The sequence below is a fragment of the Cytophaga hutchinsonii ATCC 33406 genome (assembly GCF_000014145.1).
GTDB lineage: Bacteria > Bacteroidota > Bacteroidia > Cytophagales > Cytophagaceae > Cytophaga > Cytophaga hutchinsonii.
Window position 1 is genome coordinate 4,165,230 of record NC_008255.1, and the last position, 20,985, is coordinate 4,186,214.

At 38.6% G+C, this 20,985-nt stretch carries 21 protein-coding genes; 5 read left to right on the plus strand and 16 right to left on the minus strand.

Annotated features, from left to right (window positions below; all coding sequences use genetic code 11):
- Window positions 1-73: 73 nt before the first annotated feature.
- Window positions 74-799 carry a hypothetical protein gene (locus tag CHU_RS17525; RefSeq protein ID WP_011586950.1) on the minus strand — a complete coding sequence of 242 codons (726 nt, stop codon included), beginning with the start codon at window positions 797-799 and terminating at the stop codon, window positions 74-76.
- 54 nt (window positions 800-853) lie between these two features.
- On the opposite strand from CHU_RS17525, the gene CHU_RS17530 reads away from it, so the two are divergent.
- Complete coding sequence (locus tag CHU_RS17530) at window positions 854-2,443, plus strand: hypothetical protein (protein ID WP_011586951.1); 1,590 nt, start codon at window positions 854-856, stop codon at window positions 2,441-2,443.
- A gap of 78 nt (window positions 2,444-2,521) precedes the next feature.
- Here the strand turns inward: CHU_RS17530 and CHU_RS17535 are convergent, their stop codons facing one another.
- The 11 genes from CHU_RS17535 to CHU_RS17585 all read right to left on the minus strand — a co-directional run bounded on the left by CHU_RS17535 (window position 2,522) and on the right by CHU_RS17585 (window position 11,782).
- Entirely contained in the window at window positions 2,522-3,187 is a 666-nt protein-coding gene (locus CHU_RS17535; RefSeq protein WP_011586952.1) for an MgtC/SapB family protein, read from the minus strand.
- Window positions 3,188-3,694 (minus strand): hypothetical protein, encoded by a 507-nt coding sequence (locus tag CHU_RS17540; protein ID WP_011586953.1) that lies wholly within the window; start codon window positions 3,692-3,694, stop codon window positions 3,188-3,190.
- On the minus strand, window positions 3,695-5,062 hold the full coding sequence (gene radA / locus CHU_RS17545) for a DNA repair protein RadA (protein WP_011586954.1): 1,368 nt from the start codon (window positions 5,060-5,062) through the stop codon (window positions 3,695-3,697).
- 86 nt (window positions 5,063-5,148) lie between these two features.
- Entirely contained in the window at window positions 5,149-5,982 is an 834-nt protein-coding gene (locus CHU_RS17550; protein ID WP_238379309.1) for a DUF2490 domain-containing protein, read from the minus strand.
- 128 nt (window positions 5,983-6,110) lie between these two features.
- On the minus strand, window positions 6,111-6,923 hold the full coding sequence (locus CHU_RS17555; protein ID WP_148206040.1) for an IS3 family transposase: 813 nt from the start codon (window positions 6,921-6,923) through the stop codon (window positions 6,111-6,113).
- Window positions 6,914-7,315, minus strand: coding sequence for an IS3 family transposase (locus CHU_RS19905; protein WP_011585551.1), 402 nt, complete (start codon window positions 7,313-7,315; stop codon window positions 6,914-6,916). The genes CHU_RS17555 and CHU_RS19905 overlap by 10 nt, the downstream gene beginning before the upstream one ends.
- Before the next feature lie 108 nt (window positions 7,316-7,423).
- On the minus strand, window positions 7,424-8,524 hold the full coding sequence (locus tag CHU_RS17565) for a T9SS type A sorting domain-containing protein (RefSeq protein WP_011586956.1): 1,101 nt from the start codon (window positions 8,522-8,524) through the stop codon (window positions 7,424-7,426).
- Between the two features lie 10 nt (window positions 8,525-8,534).
- Window positions 8,535-9,176: a type 1 glutamine amidotransferase gene (locus tag CHU_RS17570; RefSeq protein WP_202944120.1), complete on the minus strand. Its 642-nt coding sequence runs from the start codon at window positions 9,174-9,176 to the stop codon at window positions 8,535-8,537.
- 222 nt (window positions 9,177-9,398) lie between these two features.
- Complete coding sequence (locus tag CHU_RS17575) at window positions 9,399-10,154, minus strand: tetratricopeptide repeat protein (protein WP_041932481.1); 756 nt, start codon at window positions 10,152-10,154, stop codon at window positions 9,399-9,401.
- Window positions 10,151-10,927 (minus strand): SDR family NAD(P)-dependent oxidoreductase, encoded by a 777-nt coding sequence (locus CHU_RS17580; protein WP_011586959.1) that lies wholly within the window; start codon window positions 10,925-10,927, stop codon window positions 10,151-10,153. The genes CHU_RS17575 and CHU_RS17580 overlap by 4 nt, the downstream gene beginning before the upstream one ends.
- A 15-nt stretch (window positions 10,928-10,942) precedes the next feature.
- Complete coding sequence (locus tag CHU_RS17585) at window positions 10,943-11,782, minus strand: phytanoyl-CoA dioxygenase family protein (protein ID WP_011586960.1); 840 nt, start codon at window positions 11,780-11,782, stop codon at window positions 10,943-10,945.
- Between the two features lie 572 nt (window positions 11,783-12,354).
- On the opposite strand from CHU_RS17585, the gene CHU_RS17590 reads away from it, so the two are divergent.
- Window positions 12,355-13,200 carry a DUF1963 domain-containing protein gene (locus CHU_RS17590; RefSeq protein ID WP_011586961.1) on the plus strand — a complete coding sequence of 282 codons (846 nt, stop codon included), beginning with the start codon at window positions 12,355-12,357 and terminating at the stop codon, window positions 13,198-13,200.
- Window positions 13,201-13,209: 9 nt separating this feature from the next.
- Here the strand turns inward: CHU_RS17590 and CHU_RS17595 are convergent, their stop codons facing one another.
- On the minus strand, window positions 13,210-13,557 hold the full coding sequence (locus CHU_RS17595; protein WP_011586962.1) for a winged helix-turn-helix transcriptional regulator: 348 nt from the start codon (window positions 13,555-13,557) through the stop codon (window positions 13,210-13,212).
- Between the two features lie 92 nt (window positions 13,558-13,649).
- Between CHU_RS17595 and CHU_RS17600 the strand changes: the two genes are divergently transcribed.
- Complete coding sequence (locus tag CHU_RS17600) at window positions 13,650-14,018, plus strand: DoxX family protein (protein WP_011586963.1); 369 nt, start codon at window positions 13,650-13,652, stop codon at window positions 14,016-14,018.
- Between the two features lie 150 nt (window positions 14,019-14,168).
- Complete coding sequence (rnk, locus tag CHU_RS17605; RefSeq protein ID WP_041932482.1) at window positions 14,169-14,576, plus strand: nucleoside diphosphate kinase regulator; 408 nt, start codon at window positions 14,169-14,171, stop codon at window positions 14,574-14,576.
- A gap of 113 nt (window positions 14,577-14,689) precedes the next feature.
- Here rnk and CHU_RS17610 read toward each other — a convergent pair whose 3' ends face one another.
- From CHU_RS17610 to CHU_RS17620, 3 genes are all read right to left on the minus strand, one after another.
- Entirely contained in the window at window positions 14,690-17,623 is a 2,934-nt protein-coding gene (locus CHU_RS17610; RefSeq protein ID WP_011586965.1) for a DEAD/DEAH box helicase, read from the minus strand.
- 149 nt (window positions 17,624-17,772) lie between these two features.
- Window positions 17,773-18,996 (minus strand): ABC transporter permease, encoded by a 1,224-nt coding sequence (locus tag CHU_RS17615; protein WP_011586966.1) that lies wholly within the window; start codon window positions 18,994-18,996, stop codon window positions 17,773-17,775.
- Window positions 18,997-19,018: 22 nt separating this feature from the next.
- Window positions 19,019-19,420, minus strand: coding sequence for a ribosome-binding factor A (locus CHU_RS17620; RefSeq protein WP_011586967.1), 402 nt, complete (start codon window positions 19,418-19,420; stop codon window positions 19,019-19,021).
- A 126-nt stretch (window positions 19,421-19,546) separates the two neighbouring features.
- Here CHU_RS17620 and CHU_RS17625 point away from each other — a divergent pair, with 126 nt between their 5' ends.
- Window positions 19,547-20,962 carry a DUF6427 family protein gene (locus CHU_RS17625; protein WP_011586968.1) on the plus strand — a complete coding sequence of 472 codons (1,416 nt, stop codon included), beginning with the start codon at window positions 19,547-19,549 and terminating at the stop codon, window positions 20,960-20,962.
- Window positions 20,963-20,985: the final 23 nt, after the last annotated feature.

Genomic DNA, 20,985 nt, shown 5'->3' on the forward strand with positions numbered 1-20,985 from the left:
AGTTTATATCAGGCCCATAAACATAAAGCCCGCGATATAAGTCGCGGGCTTTATGTTTTATGGGCAGATGCTGCTAAAAAGTATATCCGATTTTAAATCCTACCATACCGGTAGGGCTTGTTTTACGGGTAGTTTCTGTATCGTAGATATAATAGGTAGCGTAGGGGTATGTGTTGGATATATTGGATGTTTCGACAGCCTGCTTAACGACAGAGCCACGTAAGCCTAAGCCTATGTAATAATCAAGAATAAAACCTTTGCCAAGCGTAAATACATAGCCGTAATTAAAAGTAAAACTATTCAGTTTAACAGACTCTTTTACCGGATCTGTGAATGAAGCAGCATTGTTGCCTGCATAACCTGTTACATCATTATTGTACAGCCGGTGCCGGTAGCAAAGCGCCAGGTAACTTCCTTCAAATTCATCACCGTCCAGATATACCTTTGGTGAAATGCTATATGTATTGCCAATTTTATATGACCGGGCGAAATTGGAATTGGAACTGTTGTTATCAACCATTCCATAAAACATTAGATTGCCCAGGTAATTTTCATACGTAACACCTGCCGCCAGTTCTACGCTGAAAGCACTGCCAAACATACGTTCATAATAAACAGGATAATCACCAATTAATACGCCAAGAGGATTGATGGAAATTTTATTTTTTTGTCCGAAAGAAGAACCCTTTGAAGGCTGATACGAGTCGTATACTTTAATTTGACCGTTGTTTTCAGGAACAGTTTGAGAAGATGCGAAGAGAGAAATCAATAAAAACAAAATTGCGTTGAAATACTTCATTCAGGCATAAATTTGATTCATATTTGTCAAAGTTAACCATAATTTTAAAATGCCATGAAATTCATAACGCATTTATTATTTGTTACAGCTCTTATGTGTAACATCCCATTTTTAAAGGCTCAGGAAGTAGCATTGCAGTGGGGCACATCGGTTAAAAATATCAGGGGAGCAACGCCAACAGATGTGTTGGGTAAAGATGAAACAGGGTTTTACATCCTTAAATCTATGGGTGATGTTTGGCTGGAGAAATTCGACAACAATATGAATCGGGTGTGGTCCATTGAGATGGAAATATACTTGACTAAAAGGGAGAAAACGGTATTTGAAGCTGTCTTGGTTACTAAAAATAAAATCATTGTATTTACGAGCCTATATAATAGCAAATCGGATACAAAAAAATTGTTTGCTTCGTATATTTCTAAAGACGGAAAAATTGATCCCAAACTATATGAAGTAAATTCATTTACAAATCTTGCATCCCGAAGGTCGGTCGATTACGGACTTGCATTATCTGATAATAAAGAAACAATTCTTATCTTCTCTAATTTCAAAGAAAAAAATACAGAAAAGGAAAAATTTCACTATAAAATAATCGACGAAAATTTTTTACAAAAAAGCCAATCCTTTGTTGAGCTGCCCTATGCAGGTTTGAATACCTATATCATGGATTATATTGTTGATAATGCCGGCAACATTCACATGGTTTATAGTGTCAATTTGAGGAATGAAGAAACAGGAAATAAAAGAAATGACGACAAGATTGATTTTAACTATTATATTTTATCCTATTACCCGGCAACAAAAACCTTTCAGGAGTATGACATGCGGGTGGGTAATTATCTGATTGCAGAGATCAAGCTGATCATTGACAAAGAATCACGCTTTATGTATGTACCGGGTTTTTATGCAGAGAGGAGCGTTAATTCATTAAAAGGAACAATCATTTCTAAAATTGATCTTCTTAACAAGAAGATTGTATATGCGAAGGAGCGGCCGTTTGATGATGCTTTTCTGGCCGTGGTTTTTGGAAAAGCCATTGACGATATTCATGACCGGGAAGCGTCGAAAAAGAAATCCAATGCAAACACACATTTATACAGTTACGACATCAGAGATATTTTTGTAAATGAAAACGAAGAGCTTGTTATGGTTAGCGAACAATATTATATGCATGCAGTAACAACAACATCAACAACGGCAAACGGAGGTACAATAACACGCACAACCTATTATTACTACTACAATAACGTAATGGTTACTAAATTTGGTTCAGACGGTGATCGGGTTTGGTCCTCAAACATTCCTAAATATCAGGTCACAACAAATGATGGCGGCTTTTATTCATCTATAGGCGTGTTTCAATACAATGATATGGTTTATATTTTTTATAACGACAATCCGGATAACGGAACAGCAATTACTTCCAGGCAGCTGCGTACAAGGAACCCGCAGAAATCTCAGCTTGCGTTAATCTCTATAAGTACTTCCGGCGAGCTTAAAAAGAGTGTATTAATGCGTGCGCCGAATAAGGGAAAAGGTATTGCAACAAGGCCAAAGTTTGCAACGCAGGTGTCGGACAACCAGGTTATCCTTTTGGGTTATCTGCCGGGTGAATATAAAATAGGAAAAATAGATTTGAAATAAATCAGGCGAACACTGAAACAAAAAATCAAGGCGTCGCATTTCATTTGACGCGACGCCTTGATTTTTTAAAGCGTGCAACTATACTTCAAATGATTCAACAAAATCAGATTCATATAAAGACTTCATGAAATTGTTGTGAAACTTTACGGGGCCTTCTACTTCAATAACAACATAGATCAAACCTTTGCGCTTCCCTTGATTAATAATCTTCGGACTAAGCTTGAAAGACTTAATATTCTGCTTCATAGTTTGAATATGCTCCGGATTGTTAACCAGGTGTATGCGGTAAACTTTTTCCCGGTTCGTACGGTCAATATACCGTTGCAGCCAGGAGAAAGAGAGAAGAATAATTAAGATCAGGATAACAGAAATAATGGATATGGCAAATAATCCAAAACCAACCATCATGCCGATTGCAGCCGCGGCCCAGATAACGGCTGCTGTTGTAATGCCTTTAATTGTTCCGGTTTCCCGATAAATAACACCTGCACCCAGAAAACCGATACCAGTAACAATGGTAGAAGCAATACGTGTAGGATCGCCCTGGCCCATTAAAGCAACAGAAACAAGCGTAAATAATGTAGAGCCCAGCGTGATAAGAATAATTGTTCTGAAACCGGCCACTTTACTTTTATATTCGCGCTCAGCTCCGATTAAAGCGCCCAGCAGCAACGACAGACAAAGTTTTATTAAAGGCACTTCTATAGAATGCAGTTCACGTATAATTTCCGAAAGTAAGTCCATTTATAAGTTGTTAATTATTTTTTTTGCCCTGCTTTTAAAACTTGGTGCAGCAAACGGCAATTGATCTTCGATAATAATTTTCAGTTCGCTTTTCAATTCCGGGTAATGCTGTATGATGTTATACGCAACAGTCATTCCGAAAGCCTTTACAGCACTTTCTGTTTTTGAATCTGCTAAAAGAGCAAACAGCGTATCAATTAATTTTCCGCTGTACGATTCCGGAATGTCCATGGTCTGCAGGATCCGTAAACTGTTTCTACGCACACTTCCATGGATTGGTTTATCTAAACAGGCAATCAAGTGTGGAATATATGCTTCAAACCATTGAGGCTTTAATTCATAGGCCTTGCTTGCAGACCAGGAAGCGCGCTGAACAACAAGCTTTTCTTTACTAAAAAAAGCGTCCATCAGCTGCTTTAGATTTGATTTTGATTCCACCGCCCAAATACTGATTTTCTGTGCGTGAATTAAACTGTGTTCTTTCAGCAATTCCTCTTTGAGTTTCATTTAGCTTTGCAGAATATTATCAAACACTTCTCCCAGACGTGCTACCTCATGCAGTTGTATCGTGAACCGTTTTGGGTCCAGGCTTTTCATATTGTATTTAGAAATAAAGATATGCTTAAAGCCCAGCTTTTCAGCCTCAGAGATACGTTGTTCAATCCTGTTTACGGCACGGATCTCACCGCCCAAACCAACTTCACCGGCAAAGCAGATATCTGCCGGGATAATGGCATCGTGAAAAGAAGAAACCAGACTTACACACACAGCCATGTCCAGTGCGGGATCTTCTACCTTTAAACCACCGGCAATATTCAGGAATACATCCTGGGCGCCAAAGCGCATGCCGCCGCGTTTCTCCAATACAGCAAGCAGCATGTTCAATCGTTTTGAATCAAAACCTGTACTGCTCCGTTGCGGTGTACCGTACGTTGCAGCACTTACCAGCGACTGTATTTCTATCAGCAGCGGCCTGTTGCCTTCAAGTGTTGCACCAATTGCAATACCGCTGATCGCTTCGTCGCGTTGCGATAATAATATTTCTGATGGATTAGTTACTTCACGTAAGCCTTCTCCCGACATTTGATAGATACCCAGTTCAGAGGTAGAACCAAAACGGTTTTTTGTTGTACGAAGGATGCGATACGACAGATGCTGATCACCTTCAAACTGCAATACGGTATCAACCATATGTTCCAGTACTTTTGGTCCGGCCAGTGTGCCTTCTTTCGTAATATGCCCGATGAGGAAAACAGGTGTACCGCTTTCTTTCGCATATTTCAACAACTCTGCGGTACATTCACGTACCTGAGAGATACTGCCCGCAGCAGATTCTATAAAAGCAGAATGCAGTGTCTGAATTGAATCGATGATCAATACTTCAGGCTGCAGCATTTCAATCTGCTTAAAGATATTCTGCGTAGATGTTTCGGTTAAAATATAACAGGCATCTGAGGGAACTTCAATACGTTCGGCGCGCATCTTAATCTGCTGTTCGCTTTCTTCTCCCGAAACATATAATACTTTAACGGTTGAAAGTTTTAATGCAACCTGGAGCATCAGGGTTGATTTGCCAATACCCGGCTCTCCGCCAATCAGAACAATGGAACCCGGCACAATGCCTCCGCCTAAAACACGGTTCAGTTCCCCGTCGGGTGTAATGATCCGCTGTTCCTGACTGTATGTAATTTCTTTGAGGTGACGCGGGCGCTGAGCAATTTTAGCAGAGCTGCTGTTCCACGAAGTTTTATCTTCTTTCTGAATAATTTCTTCTACATAGGTATTCCATTCTCCACAGGAAGCACAGCGGCCGACCCATTTGGGTGATTGGGCACCACAGCTTTGACAGAAATAGGACGATTTTACTTTAGCCATAAATACGTTGTAAGTAATCTACAAAATACGAATAGTATAAGAGAAATGAAAAAATGCGCCTGCACGAATAACGAGCAGATAAAAAATTATTCAATTGGTTTCAACACCTCGCGTTTAAATGCTTTGAAAGGGTTTTCCCAAATAACATCCAGGGCAATGTAGCTTACGCTTTTTATATCCTCCTTGCCGATGAGATCGTTCATGTAGCCAATGCTGTAGATAAAGGAAGAATTTTCAGGGTCAATGGAATAATAAAAACACAGCCGCGTTTCTTTGTACGTAAAAGGCGACCAGTGATTTTCGGGCACGGTGGATTGTGTTGTTGACAGCAATGCTTCTATACTTGCCGTTAAGCGGTGTACTTTTGCTTCGTCCAGCGTTAGCGCTGCCTGCAAGCGGAACCGCGAACGTAATTGATACCGGCTGTCCTCAGGTTCAAAGTGCGGATCAAAAAAAGAACGAAACTCCTGCCTGTACGTTGCCACAAATTTTAAATTGTGCATTTTCAATTCATACATACCTCGGCCGTATAAGCGTATTTCCTGCTTGTGTGCAGGAGAGATTGCGTTGAATGACTTTCCTTCTCCATATTCATCCTGATTTCTGTAACTCACTGCCAGCGAATACTGCCAGTGTTTGTGAAACTTGTGATAGAATTCCTGATTCAAAACAAAGATATCCTGTAGTTTAAAAGGATTTTCAGATTGCGGACCGCTTATTCTGCCTATGCCGACATAACTGAACGATTGAATTTTGTTTGAGGAATCCAGAGATTGTCTCACGCCAAAAGCAAACCACGAGGCGGTATTGGATGCGCCTAAGCCCGGCGGGCTTATTTGTGCAGCGCTTTTATTTGTTAAAGCAGCAGCTAACCACATAAAGAATAAAAAGAATACGTGGCTCAACAGTTGCTTTTTCATACGGTCAATGTTTGTATCTCTAAAGTATCTATCAAATCCGGAAAAAAACAGGAACAATGAATCGTCCTGAAATAGGTTGACAGATTTTAATACTAATCCCAGTTATCAAAAGTAACTGGGATTTTTGTTTAATGCACCATTTCTGGCGTTTTCATTTTTAATGATAAATGAGGTCTTACGTTATTATATAATTGTATTGCTTGCTCAGTAAGCTCTTTTGCTACTTGTCTGGTTATTATTTTTTGACCTAATCCAAATTCTTCTTTGAGCGTTCTATTCATCCTTTCAGCTAACGCATTTTCATAAGGGTCAGATTGTTCGGTCATACTTATGCTTACTCCATTGCTATTTGACAATGCTACATATTCTTTACTGCAATACTGAAGCCCTCTGTCAGAATGATGAATCAATTTTGAATCAGGATACTTTCTATTTTTCAATCCCATTTCAAACGCTTTTATCATGGATTCTGTATCCATAGAGTCTGCTATAGAGTAGCCCATTATTTTTCTGCTGTAGGCATCAGTGACCATATTTAAATAGCAGTTTCCTTCATCTGTTTTTATGTATGTGATGTCACTAACCCATACCTGCTCAGGTCTATGTATGATGAGCCCTTTCACTATATTGGGATATTTCCTGAGCCAATGCTTAGACATCGTTGTTTGAATATATCTGCGCCTGGGCTTAATAAGCATATCATAAAACCTTAATATTGAGAAGAGTTTATCCCGGCCAACTTTGAGTTCTGCCTGATCAATAAACGGCTTTATAATATGGTAAGTCTTTTTTCCTCCTAATCTAGGAAGCTGCTTTCTTTGTGTATCTACCAGTTGTTTGATAGCCTTTCTTCTGTCAATGAGTATCAACTCCTGCTTGAGCATTTTGTATAAATACTGACGACTATAACCTAACGTTGAAGCTATACCTTTTACTGTGATAAATCTTCTTTGTTCCCCTTCTCTTTGAAAGCGGCTTCTGAGAGGGGCAAATACTTTTTTCTGATTTCTGTATCAAACAGCTCATCTGCTATGTCAATAGCGGCATTGAGAATTTCTTTCTCGGCTTCCAGGCGTTTTAGTTTACGCTCCAGTTCTTTGATTTGCTTATTGGGGGCCTTCTTTTTCATCTGGTCAGATTCTTTCCAATCCAATCTACCATGTTTTCGTAACCAAGTCAATACGGTACTTCTTCCCTGGATACCATATTTCAATTGTGCCTGCTTGTAGGTTAAGTCCCCTTTTTCTACTTCATCTACTAATTGTAGTTTAAAGGCTAAACTGTAATCTTTTTGAGTCCGCTTTACATAAACTCTTTTTCCTGTCTTTTCCATAAGTTTGACTATTTTGTGTCAACTTATTTCAGGACGATACACAATGAAAATATAAAAAAGCGTCTCTGATTATTATCAGAGACGCTTTTAACAGGAACGTAAAAAAGACTATTTTATAAACTTGCCCGTCCAGGCTTGTCCGTTACCTGTCAGTGTTAACACGTAAACGCCGGCTTCAAGATCAGCAACAGTTATTTTGTTCAGGTCTGTATTTGTGCCATTCTTAATAGCTAAGCCTGTTATAGAAGTGATAGACCAGGATTGGAAAGAACAATCTGCAGGAATATGAATCAGATCCTGAACCGGATTAGGATATAATGTAACCGTTGAAACGGTTGTCTGAGAAAGGATGCCTAAACTTGGCTCCTGACCAAAATCATAATAGAAATTATTTTCATACTTGCCATTAGATGAATTATAGCTGGCGCCTATTGCTTCTGTTATTTCACTGTTTGTATTCAGTGTATAAGAAAATTTTGTATTCAGAACCGGATTAGAACCTATTTGGCTATAAAAAGTGGAATCTATTTTAAGCGCGTTTGAACTTTTATAAAAATGATCCTGGTAAATGGAAACGTTGACTTTTCTGTTTCCCAGACCATCATACCCAAATTTAAATAAGGTATCGGTTTTTAAGGTATTGTTTGCATTGTAAACAACGGAAACACCTGCAAAAAACAAGTCAGATCCGCTGTATATATCTTTTAATTTGATGCGCTCAACTTTTCCATTCGAATGATAAGTTACATCATACTGTGCATACGTGTCAACTGTATTGTCTTCTGTATCATAAATAGTTTCACTGATGGACGTAATAGTTGTACCTGAAAGGAAGAAGGTATCTTTTGCATAGACTGCATACGGACCGGAATCACTTGATCGCACTTCAAGCGTGTAGGCAACATATCCGGTTTTTCTTGATACGGTTGTTTTACTTTCCACATAACTGAAGAACTCAGACTTTTCGCTGAACATGTCATAAATAGGCAAATCAGCATATTTACGCAAAACGACCGAACCGATTTCAAGAACAAAAGGTTTTTGCCCGAAGTATTGGGTGCGTTTTGTATAACCTGCTTTTAATGCAGGACTGGTAACTTCATAGCCAAAATATTCTAAAGGAGTTTTAGGAAGTTGTGTCAAGGTTACCTGCGCAGAGGCTGCGGTGCAGAAACAAACAACAAAAGCAAGAAGTAAAATTTTTTTCATGAGCAGAAAATTAAGATTGAGTAAACTTATTTAATAGTTGATACATCCATTGATTGGCCTTAACAGTATTGTCGTCGTTGTAAAAGGTGTCTTCCTTATGAATATAAGGACCTTCAATTAATTCATCCTGGCAATATTCGCTGATAAGTTTAATGGCATCGTGTGTCATTTCCATATGGAACTGCAAGGCCAGTACGTTGTCTCCGTACAAGAAAGCCTGGTTCACACACGCTTCAGAAGAAAGAAGGTGTGTAGCGCCTTCAGGCATGTTAAATGTTTCCCCGTGCCAGTGAAATACATTCATTGTATCCGGAAGGTCTGAAAACAAACCAACTGTTTTAGCCGCAGTCGTTTTTGTAACAGGCATCCAGCCGATTTCTCTGTAGGTGTTTTTAGAAACTGTTGCGCCTAATACTTCGGCAATCAGCTGGGCACCGAGGCAGATCCCAATTACTTTTTTGCCGCGTTCAATCGCTTTTTTAATTAATTGTTTTTCCTGAACCAGCCATGGATATTTTTTTTCATCGTGCACACTCATTGGTCCGCCCATCACAATCAGCGTATCAAAAAGTTCTACAAACGGCATGCGCTCATCTTCATAGAAACGTGTGGCAGTAACTTTATTGCTGGGTCGTCTAACCCAATCTTCCATGCAAGCCAGTCCCTCAAAAGGGACATGTTGAAAATAATGAATATTCATTCGAACGAATTGTAATAGGTACTAACTTCAAAAGTACGGTTTAATGCTTTATTATTCAAATTTGTTCGACGGGCATCGGAATTGCCGTATGAAATACAGGTTGTGTGGGATTTATACAAGTAATTTTAAAATAAGTGTAATAATTTGAAATGTATAGAATTTTCTCCTACACGCTTATTGAAGATTTTTTAAATACACCTCTATTGCTGCGAGTCTTTTATTGTCGCTGGAGACAAATACCGGGCATGCTTTGGCTTTATTAAAGGATGCAATCGCCTGTTCGTTTTTATTCCAGTATTTGTAAAGCAAACCCTGTTCATACCAATGACGCATGATCGTGGGGTTTAATGCAATGGCTTTAGCAAAAGCTTTTTCTGAATCTTCATATGTTCCATCGGGAATCTTTCCGATAAATGTCATGGCAAGCTGTTTCTCAAGCCAGCTTATGTTGCCTATCTCGCGGTAAAAAGAACCTAAAATAGAATACGCAATATCATCTTTAGGGTTCAACGCTATTGCACGGTTCAACTCTTTTTTTATTTGCGTACATAAACGAACTTTTGTTTTACTGCCTTCATACATAGCTGTATTGCCAAGTGCCGCAGCAAGCCAGGTGTGGCCGTTGGCATTGGTTTCTTCCAGTTCGATGCATTTATTTGCCGCACGTACAGCATTTCTGAAATTATATTCTTTCTCTGCCGGCACTGCGTTGTCCCCGTAGCAAACATATGCACGGGCAATTTTCCATTGGGCCTCAGCCTTTGTGGAATCCAGCTTATACCAGGCAATCGCATCGCGGTAGCGCATTAAACCAAAATACACATCTCCGCGGGCAATGCTTTCACTCGTTTGACCAAGCGCGGAAACACAAATTGCATTTACCAGTAATAAACCTATTGTAAGGATAATTAATAAAGAGCGTATTCTCATTTTTTGTACAGATCGTTTGCAATTTTTTCGGTTACATATTTTGGCAGCCATGCCGTAGCAGCAACAATAATTTTATTTAACAGTCCCGGAATAATTTCTGCCTTATGGTTATACATACCGCGCACACCAATACGTGCCACGGCTTCGGAAGTCATACTGAAAGTATCAGATTTTTTCTGGATTGCCAAACTCATACCTGCGCGTGTAACAAAATCAGTAGATGTTGGTCCGGGGCATAAACAACTTACGGAGACGCCTGTACCTTCAAGCTCAAGCCGGATGCCTCTTGTAAACAGCAAGACAAACGATTTACTTGCAGCATACAAACTGAGTGTAGGCACGGCCTGATAAGCGGCAGTACTTGCAACATTCAGAATATAGGAAGAAGCATGTTTTTTTAACTCAGGTAATAATGCATAAGTAAGCTGTACAACCGTAAGCATGTTCAGCTGCAGCATTTCCTGGTGGCTTTCAAGAGAAACTTTTTCAAAAGGCCCCCAAAGTCCATAACCGGCATTATTAACAAGCACATCAATGCTGTAGTTATTTGATGTGCACCAGTTTGAAACAAGTTGTGGCGCCTCGGCTGCAGACAGATCAATGGCTAAATACGCTACATGAACATTATAGCGCTGTATAAGTGATAAACGTAATTCGTTGAGGGTTTCTTCAGAACGAGAAACCAATAACAGATTTTTGCCCTTAGCTGCAAGCTCCTCTGCTATTGATTTCCCTATTCCTTTGCTTGCCCCCGTTATGAGTGCATAGGTCATGTATGGGGTAATGTGTTAACGTACAAATTTTGAAAGTCTTTGGTACAGTTGTGTAGAACTGTTCTCATCTTTAGGCTGGTATTCACCGCCGATAAATGGAATATACATTACCCGTCTTCTGCTGGCTTCACCAGTAATTGGCGAGCGCTCCACGCGATGCCACGATCTTCCGTCGTGTACGGTTAAATCACCAGCTGTTATATTAAAACCGATCTCATCCGGATCAGGCTTATGACTTACATAATATTTTTTTCTGAACAGCAGATTAAGCAGATCCTGTTTGTGTGTACCCGGAATAATACGCAGACCGCCATTTTTCGGATCGTAGTTGTCAAGATGTATACCTACATTCAACATAGGCATAATTTTTTTACCGTAAAACACATCACGTAAACAATCGGTATGCCAGCCCATTTTTGTAAAGCTGCTAGCATCGCTGTTTATATAATGGTTTACCACCAGACCATCTTTTTCAAATTCACCAATGCGTTCGTCTTTAGCTTGCAGGAGTGGATATAACGCTTTTAATCTGGGATCTTTTAATAGTTCATGCAGTACGTTGCTGAACAGTGAAGCAAAAGCAAAGCGCTGAACAATTTTTTTACCATCCAGATCAACGCCGTACTTTATCGGTACACCATTAACTTTTTCTCTGTTTTCCGCAATCCACTGTTCCTGTACATCTTCGAGTGCTTTTATAACTGCAGGCACTGTTTCAGGGTTAAGAAAATTTTTGAAATGTATATATCCATGCGTTTCAAAGAAGTCCAGCTGCTCTTGCGTCAGTTTTTCTCCTAATGTAAATACCGGTTCTTTATCTTTTATTTTAATGCTGAAGTTTTTTATAGCTACCATAAGTGAAAACGAAGATTTAAATTGTAAAACATGCAGTGGTTTTTGCCACGTTACTTAACTGAGAGGCGTATCCCGTATGCAACAGAATATAATCAGGGTTTATGTAAATGTTTTTTGACTCCGGATGTTAAGATGAATAATTATTTATATAATCTATATAGATTTAGTATAGATTAAGAAACAGCTTTGTAATGTTCATATCATATGGGTAAGCGTTAGGGGTGAATGAATTTTTTAAATGACTTGGTTTCTTTTCTGCTAACAGATAAAAAGTAGCTTAAGTACCATTCGTTTACGTTCCTTGAACCCGAATGTTGAAACAAATGTATCTGGTGGAATTGAAAAACCCAAATTTATTTAACAAAATTTTATTTGGCATATATCAAAAAAATACATTTTACAGATTATTATAATCTGTTAAACTTATTAATTCAAAATAAAATATTATAAAAATAGTAAATACTATATTTATAAGCGGTAGTATTTTCGATATTCAGAATAAAAAATTTAAGCAAATAATTATTAGATTCGGACAGGGAAATCAGTCAAAATTCATTTTATCATATTTAATTATGTTCTGGGGAAAGAAATCAATAGAAGATAAGATCAAGGCAAAAGTGAAAGCTACGTTGAGCAAAAAGGTAGCAGAGCTTATAAATAACAACCTTGCTGTATGTATTGAATTTGACGGAGATGGCAAGATAGAAGCTTCGCTGGGTGACACAAAATATGGTGGTTCCCCACATTTTATTACTGCCGATAAAGTGCCGGTATACGAAAATCGTCCCTTGAAACTGCTTGCTCAGATCAACTGCAAAGATCTCAGCCCCCTTGAGAATTTTCCGCATGAAGGGATGCTGTATGTTTTTATGGATGTTGAAGAAGAGCCAACTGCTTTTCCTGAAAAACGGGGCCAGTTTAAAGTATTGTATATACCTATGATTGATTTGTCTGATACGGCAGGTTCACTGCCGGAGAAAGATGCCTATAAGCTGATTCCGATTCAAACCTATAGCATACATGAAAACCAATCGTATATTTTTGACGGAATTGACGTTCCCGAAGAAGATGTGTACAAGATTATCGATCTGCAATATGGTTTGATAGCAGAGATTGTCGGGCAGTTTGGCAGCCAGACAATAGGCGGTGTACCCGATATGCAGGCATTGTGGGGCTGGGCATATCAGCACCTTGGTTATGTAGATGCTGATGGTGTGCTTGACTGGAAAAGGGTTGAAGCATCTGAAGGTGAAGCGGCGAATAAAGCGGAGCAGATTTTAAAAGATTTTGAGCTTGTGTATACAACTATTCTGGATAGCCACGGGCACACCGATTCCTGGATTCACATCGGCATTCATAAAGAGGATCTTAATAACAGAAATTTTTCAAATGTATACGCAACGTTTGTTTCCACATAAAAACGTACGTTATTTTTTTAAAATTTTCTTACGGTGCTGGATACCCCACTCGTATAATGCATTGATCACATCATCCAACGTATCTGCATAGGGCTCAATCGTGTACTCTACCAGCACAGGCGAATCATCATACACCGTGCGTTTGATCAGTTCATGTTCTTCCAGGTCTTTTAATTCTTTTGCTAAAACCTTTGAAGAAATTTTAGGAATGCTGCGTTCAATTTCTCTGAAACGATGGTTACCGGTACGGATTGAAATAATGATCTGGAGTTTCCATTTTCCGCTTACGACATCAAGTGCATCCCGGACAGCCAATAAGGCCGAACCGCATTCTTTGTGACTGTGTTTAACTACCATAATTTATTGTGCTTACTTTTTGGTAACTGCTTACTTTTGGTAATCAAATTTACGTAAATTGCAGCATCAATCAAATGAAAAAATAAACGAGTATGAAAAAGGATAAAATTATTTACTGGGTAGCAACAGGTATTTTCGGTGCCATGATGCTAATGAGCGGATTCATGTATTTTACAGACCCTAAAATTGTGGAAGGCTTTAAATTTATGGGTTTCCCGGATTATTTCAGAGTAGAGCTTGGTACAGCAAAATTGCTTGGCGCACTGGTATTGCTGATTCCTCAAATACCAACACGCGTTAAGGAATGGGCGTATGCAGGTTTCGGGATTAATTTGATTGCCGCTGCCATCACACACGTAGCGATTGATGATACAAAAGGAATAACCATGCCGATTATATTGCTGGCAATTTTAGTAGTGTCAAATATATATCTGCATAAAATAAAACATTCAGCAGTATAATCGCCGGAATGAATATCCGATAACGGTCGCTCCATATTATGGAGCGACCGTTTTTTTATACGTATTTTCACAACCTGCCACTACCAATAAACACTTAGGACGCACTTATTGGCATGCTATTTTCTGCATGTTCTGTTTAACTTAACTAACATGAGAACAATAATTAACAAACTGGATTATTCACGGATTCAACAATGTATTAATGAGGCGAAACAATTTAAATCGATCTCTGTTGTTGAAGCAAACAGTTTAATGAACGAACTTAAATTAGGAAAACTGGTTGAACCAGAAGAAATTCCGAACAATGTTGTTACCATGCATTCGATTGTAACAATTGTTTTTATGGATTCAAACAAGCGGGTGGAATTTCAATTGGTTTATCCGGATAAAGCAGATGTGAAAAATAATAAGATCTCAATTTTTTCTCCCATAGCAACTGCATTGATTGGTTATCAGATAGGGGACGAAATTGAATGGTGTGTACCGGCCGGAATGACAAAAATAAAAATCGAATCGATTGCATACCAGCCGGAAGCTGCCGGGCATTTTAATTTATAAGTAAAATAATTTTTGCATGTTGAAAAATTTAACATTCTTCAGGCCATCAAATGGTCTGAAGAATGTGACTAACCCAAAACAGTTAGCTTTTAAGCATTCAGCTTTAAAGATGATTAATCAAAGATCGACTGAATATCCTCTTTGCTTAGCGCTTTAAAGAATGTTTCTTCTGAGCTGATCAGATCGTTTGCCAGCTTTAATTTATTTTTTTGCAGGTTGAGGATTTTTTCTTCAACGGTATTCTTTGTAATAAATTTATAGGTGAACACCGTATTTTTTTGTCCGATCCGGTACGCTCTATCAACCGCCTGTGCTTCCACGGCCGGGTTCCACCACGGATCAAGCAGGAACACATAATCTGCAGCAGTTAAATTTAAACCTAAGCCACCGGCTTTTAACGAAATTAAAAATACACGAATGCCTTCTTCATTCTGAAAGCGTTCTACCTCTGCCTGTCTGTCGCGTGTTTGTCCATCCAGGTATGCATATTTAATACCTGCTTTATCCAGCAACTTTGCATACAGATGCAGGTGTTTTACAAACTGAGAGAACACCAGAATTTTGTGACCAAGCTCCAGCGCATTATCCAGCATGTAATTTACGTCTTCCATTTTACCGGAAGTTCCTTCAAACGTATCTTCAACCAGACTCGGGTGATTCGCGATCTGGCGCAGCTTTGTCAAACCCTGCAGCAATAAAATCTGACTGCCGGCTAAGCCCTTTTCATCGATTGATTCAAGAATTAAATTCCGGTAATTTGATTTTGTTTTTTCATACTCCTGTTCCTGTTCCGGAGACATCGTACAATAATGTACGTTCTCAATTTTTTCAGGAAGGTCTTTTACAACCTGCGATTTTTGTCTGCGCAGTATAAACGGTTTGATGATGCTGTATAAACGTTTCGTTTTTACTTCATCGTGTTTTTTCTCAATCGGATTTAAAAACTCATTTCTGAAAAACTGCTGACTGCCTAATAAGCCCGGGTTTACAAAGGTCATTTGTGACCACAGATCCATCGTGCTGTTTTCAACAGGCGTACCCGTTAAGATAAGCCGGTGTTTGCTGTTAAGTTCTTTAACGGCTTTTGCAATAATTGATTCCGGATTTTTGATCACTTGCGATTCATCCAGAATGGTATAATAAAACTGATATTGTTTAAACAATTCAATATCGATACGCACCGTACCGTAAGATGTGATTATGATGTCGTAATTGTGAAACTGTTCAACATTTTTATCGCGGTTGATACCTGTAAAGTTCAGGATTTTCAGATCAGGCGTAAACTTCCGTGCTTCCATTTCCCAGTTGTATACCAGTGATGTAGGCATAATTAATAAGCTTGCTTTTCCGTCTGCAGTTTTTTGCAGCGATTGCAGCAGTGCCAATGTCTGCACGGTTTTACCCAAACCCATATCATCTGCCAGGCAGCCGCCAAAATTATATTGGTTCAGAAAGCGCATCCAGTTGTAACCCGCTTTTTGATAGGGCCTTAATTCACCTTTAAACTCAGCGGGCAGATCGTAATCTTCAATTTCCTGGAAGTCGCGCAGACGCTCTAATTTGCGGTCCATTGAAACCTCTGCCAAGCGGTCATTCTGCAGTTCTTTAACCAGCGCCATATGGTGTTTGCGCAGCTTCAGATCATCTGAATCATCTTCAATAAAGGCAAACAGATCTGAATACTGACTGAACCATTCTTCCGGTATAACCGCAATTTCTCCATTTGGCAATACAAACTCTTTTTTCTTTTTCAGAATGTATTGCTTCAATTTTAAAAATGGAATTTCAAATTCACCAAAGCGCACAACAGCATAGATATCAAACCAGTCGTTATTTTCTTTTACTTCCAGGCTTATAGAAGAGGCACCTACAAAGTAGCGTTTACCATCTTTTAAATTCTGCCGTACAACCAGGCCCTGGGCTTCAAGAGCAGCGCGGTTTGCCGAGAGCCACGAAAATATCTTTGATTTGTCGAGTGTTACTTTTCCGCTTTTAAATTCCAGATCGGAGTTGCGTAACAGGTCCAGAAAATCTTTTTCTTTATCCGAATCGCGTTTTACTTTATGGAAAATATACGAATCATCGGTTTTCTCCATTTTAACAAAAGAAGGAGAAAGCTTATCGGAGGAAAAGATAAAGGTGCCGTATTGGAAATCCAGACTGACCAGTATTTTATTTTCTTCAACGGTATCAACCGCCGTATCCTGTCCGGCGGTATCAAATAGCGAAACCGGTGCTTTGGCAACTGCCAGCTCCGTAAGTGTCAATACAGGCTTGGGCGCATACTCTTCAGCATGTATGGTAAAGCCTTTTGCGTGTACATCAAAAGAAGAAACAATCTGGGTAACAAATTTTTCATAATAGGTTTCCTCCATTTTACGGGGAACCAATATAAATTTTTTGTTCAGAAAAGGTTTCAACTTATTGCCATCAACATCTTTATTGAAATGGTATACGGTATTGTCAACCAGCAGCCACGCGGGCATGCTGCAGACAATGATGGCATTTTTATACTGGAAGTCGATCTTTTGCCCGTCATACTTAATCGTAGGAAAATAATGCGTATTATCTTCGTTACGCATGAAGTGAAATAAAATATTTGCTTTTTGCGGAGCAAGCGCCAGGCGTTTCCAGGTCGGCTCGCCATCATGCCCCATTTCAAACAACATTTTATTTTCAAGCAGACATAAGATCTGGTTTTTCTTTAATTCAATATAGGAGCGGATCGCATCCTGTATCAGTTCATCCCCTTTTTCTTTGTGGTAAATTTTTAGAAAAAATTCAGCGGGTGTAATTTTCTTGTTATAGAATTTTTTAACAATAGCTTCCTGCTGAATAGAGTCAATTAAATCGATCAGTTTAAAATCAACATCATCTAATTCACGCGCAAATTCATCCGCATTTTTGGCAGAAATATTTTGATGCTTGAGCGTAAGCCTGCGTTGGTGATCCAGTTGAATTACAAAAGATTCAAACAGATACCCCAGATACTCATGCTCAAATAATGAGTATATAATTTGAAACGGTTCAGTGGTTGATACTTTCACGTAAAACGGGTTAAAGGAATATAGAAAACAGTAATCAAGTAAGCCCGGAATACGGGTTTTCTATAGAAATGTAATCTACAATATAGTAAACAACCCTTTTCCTTGTGCGATGTTTGAAGATATTTTATTCACAAAAAATGTGTAAAAGCTTACAGGTGTTTTTTAACATCAATTCTGGATGCTATGATAGAAGGTCTTATAGAAGCTAAAAATGAAATACAAATTACGGTACCGGCAATCCAGAATAAATCAGTATACCGTAATTCTACCGGATACTCTTCAATAACGGATGTTTCGGTGCCTATAGTAACAAATCCAAAATATTGCTGAAGCAAACAAATGCCGATGCCAAGGCCCATACCAATAACGGCCCCGGAAAGCGCGATCAGCATGCCTTCAGTCATAAATAAATTACGGATAAATGCTTTTGTACTTCCCATTGCTTTTAACACAGCAATGTCTTTACGTTTATTCAATGTGAGCATGGTTAAACAAAAAAAGATTCCTACGGAAGAAATAGCAAGGATAAAGCTAAGCATAACATTCACCACAAACTTTTCTACCTTGATCGCTTTCAATAAACCCTTATGCTGCTCATCGCTGTTGAGTACTAAAAATGTATCGCCTAAACGTTCTTTAAGCGCAGACTGCACGTCTTCTACCTCATAACCGCTGGAAACTTTTATTTCAAGCGATGTGCGTTCGTTTTCATAATTCATTAATTCTTTTGCAAAAACCAAGGGTACAAAAACAAAATTATCGTCGTATTGTTTTTCAATAGCAAAAACGCCGCCTGCATGAATGCTTTTTATTCTGAAAGCATCAAGCGCATCCGGACGTTTGATCTTATCGCGATCGGGGTAGAAGATCTGTACAGGAGAAAATTGATTATTGATCGGAATGGATAATTTATATTGAATGCCGCGCCCAATGATGGCAAAATCTCTGCCTTGCTTAAACATGCTCATAGAGCCGGACACCAGAAAAGAATCCATACGGTGCTGCGCTGTAAAATTTTCAGAAACACCTTTTATTTTAATAACATCGGTTTCATTTTTATAACTGATCACAGCATTATCTTCGATCACTTCAGTTAAAATAAAAACACCTTCGGCAGACTGCACCAGCTTATGCAGACTATCAGTCATTTCAAAGGTTTTGCCTGTTCGGGGAGAGATTTTAATTTCAGGGTCAAATGAATTGTATAAGGAACGGATCAGGTTTTCCATACCATTAAACACAGACATGCCGATTACTAAAGACATGGTAATAATGGCAACAACTAAAATAGAAAGTATGGATATAACATTGATAAGAAGTAAATTCTTACCGGAAAAATAATAATGACGCGCAATGAATAAAATAGCCTTCAAGGAAATGCGGATTGATTTGCAGCTATTCTTTCAAGCCGGGATATTGATTGGGATCGAAATTCTCGTCTTCTTTTTTAGGAATCGTAATTTTAGACAGCACATCATCCATGTGATTTGCATAATCAACGTTATCATCCAGATAAAAGATAATTTCAGGAATGATACGCACCTGCTTCCGGATACGCTCGCCTAATAATTTGCGCAATTCTTTTGTATGCACCTTGATTTCTTTCAGAATAGCGTTTTTGTCTTCCTGAAGCATAATACTCAGGTATAATTTTGCCACACTCAGATCCGGGCTCATACGTACAACCGTAATGGAAATAAATACGTTACCAAAAAGCACACGACTTTCTTTCAGAAATATGTCTGCCATTTCTTTCAGAATTAATCTTGCTACCTTTTGTTGTCTTACACTTTCCATAATATTCTATTAAATTACAAGCTCCTTATCAAAGGATACGTAAAAATACAAAAAAGAGCCGGTAATGTTTACTGTACTCCGTTTGAAACAGAAAAAATGCTTAATTTGGTTCAAAATTAATCGCCTGTGTTAGAATTTTTAAAAAGTTATGACCCGTTTCGCTTATTAGTAATTACACTAATAGCCATTCTTGTACGATTATACTGGCTAACAGATGATATGTTGCTGATACCTTCGCTCGAATGGCTTTCGATCGGAGATATGATGACAGATGAGAAAGTACTCTATAAGGATATCTGGACCACATTAGAGCCGTTCAGTGCCGGAACCTATTATATCATTAACTATATATTCGGCAAATCTGTACTTACGCTGCGTATCTGCTCTATGATCCTGGCAGTTGTACAGGCGCTCCTGTTCAATTATTATGTTTCTCAGACAAATATTTACGATCAGAAAACGTCCTATCCGGCATTTTTCTATGTGCTGTTCAGTTCCATCAATTATGATTTTTTTGCGTTATCTCCGGTGCAGTTAGGCGTAACATTTATGTTGCCTGTGATGTATTTTCTTTTTAAAGATGTACGTATGGGAGAGAAATCCCGGAATCACTTTTTTGCCGGCGTTAGTTTAGGTGTTGCCTCGCTGTTTTATTTGCCCTTTGCCTGTTTCATTATCTTTATCGTTTATTCGTTTGCCGTATTTAGCTCATTTGATGTGCGTCGATTCTTTCAGCTTCTTTCAGCAGTTATGTTTCCCTGGTTAATGGTATTTTCATACTATTACCTGCAAGGATCTTTTTCTGAAGTATTTGAAAACTTAATACAGGGAACGTTTTACACAAATCACATTTATTATGCTGACTTCTATTCCATCATTAAAGTCGGTATTCCATCAGCTTTGCTGGCGATCACAGCATTTTTATATACCATTTCAAAAAGCAATTTTCTGAACTACCAGTATTCATCGATGAAAATTATGGCTATGTGGTTTGTGAACGGCTTGCTTGCTTTTTTATTGATGAATGAATGGGGATATTTCAATTTGTACATCATGGTTCCGGTCTTTGCTTTCTTCACCGTGTTTTTGTTTTTAGGTATTGAACGTTTCTGGTTAAAAGAAACAATCTTCTGGACGATCATTGCAGCATTTGTTTTCTTTCACATCAACAATAAATTTCTGGATAAAAGTAAAGCGCTTTCAAACAACTCATCTATTTTACTTGCCAGAGATACCGAGGTACGCTTTAATGGAGATGCCGTACGGGAGAAGAAAGTACTGCTGCTGGGAGCAAATCCGGCTGCACTGATCCATAACAAACAGGTTACCGTGTATGCTAAATGGAATTTATCACTAAGGCATTTCGGCGATTTAAATAATTACGGAAACATTTCGGCGATCTATACAAATATTATTGAGAACAAGCCGGAATACATATTTGACAACATAAGCATGATGCCGGATCTCATTCAGCGCATTCCCGAACTGAAAAATATGTACGAGCCTTCGTATGACAAAAAAGCATATAAGCTGGTAAAATAGCAAAGGGCCCAGCGCATAACAAA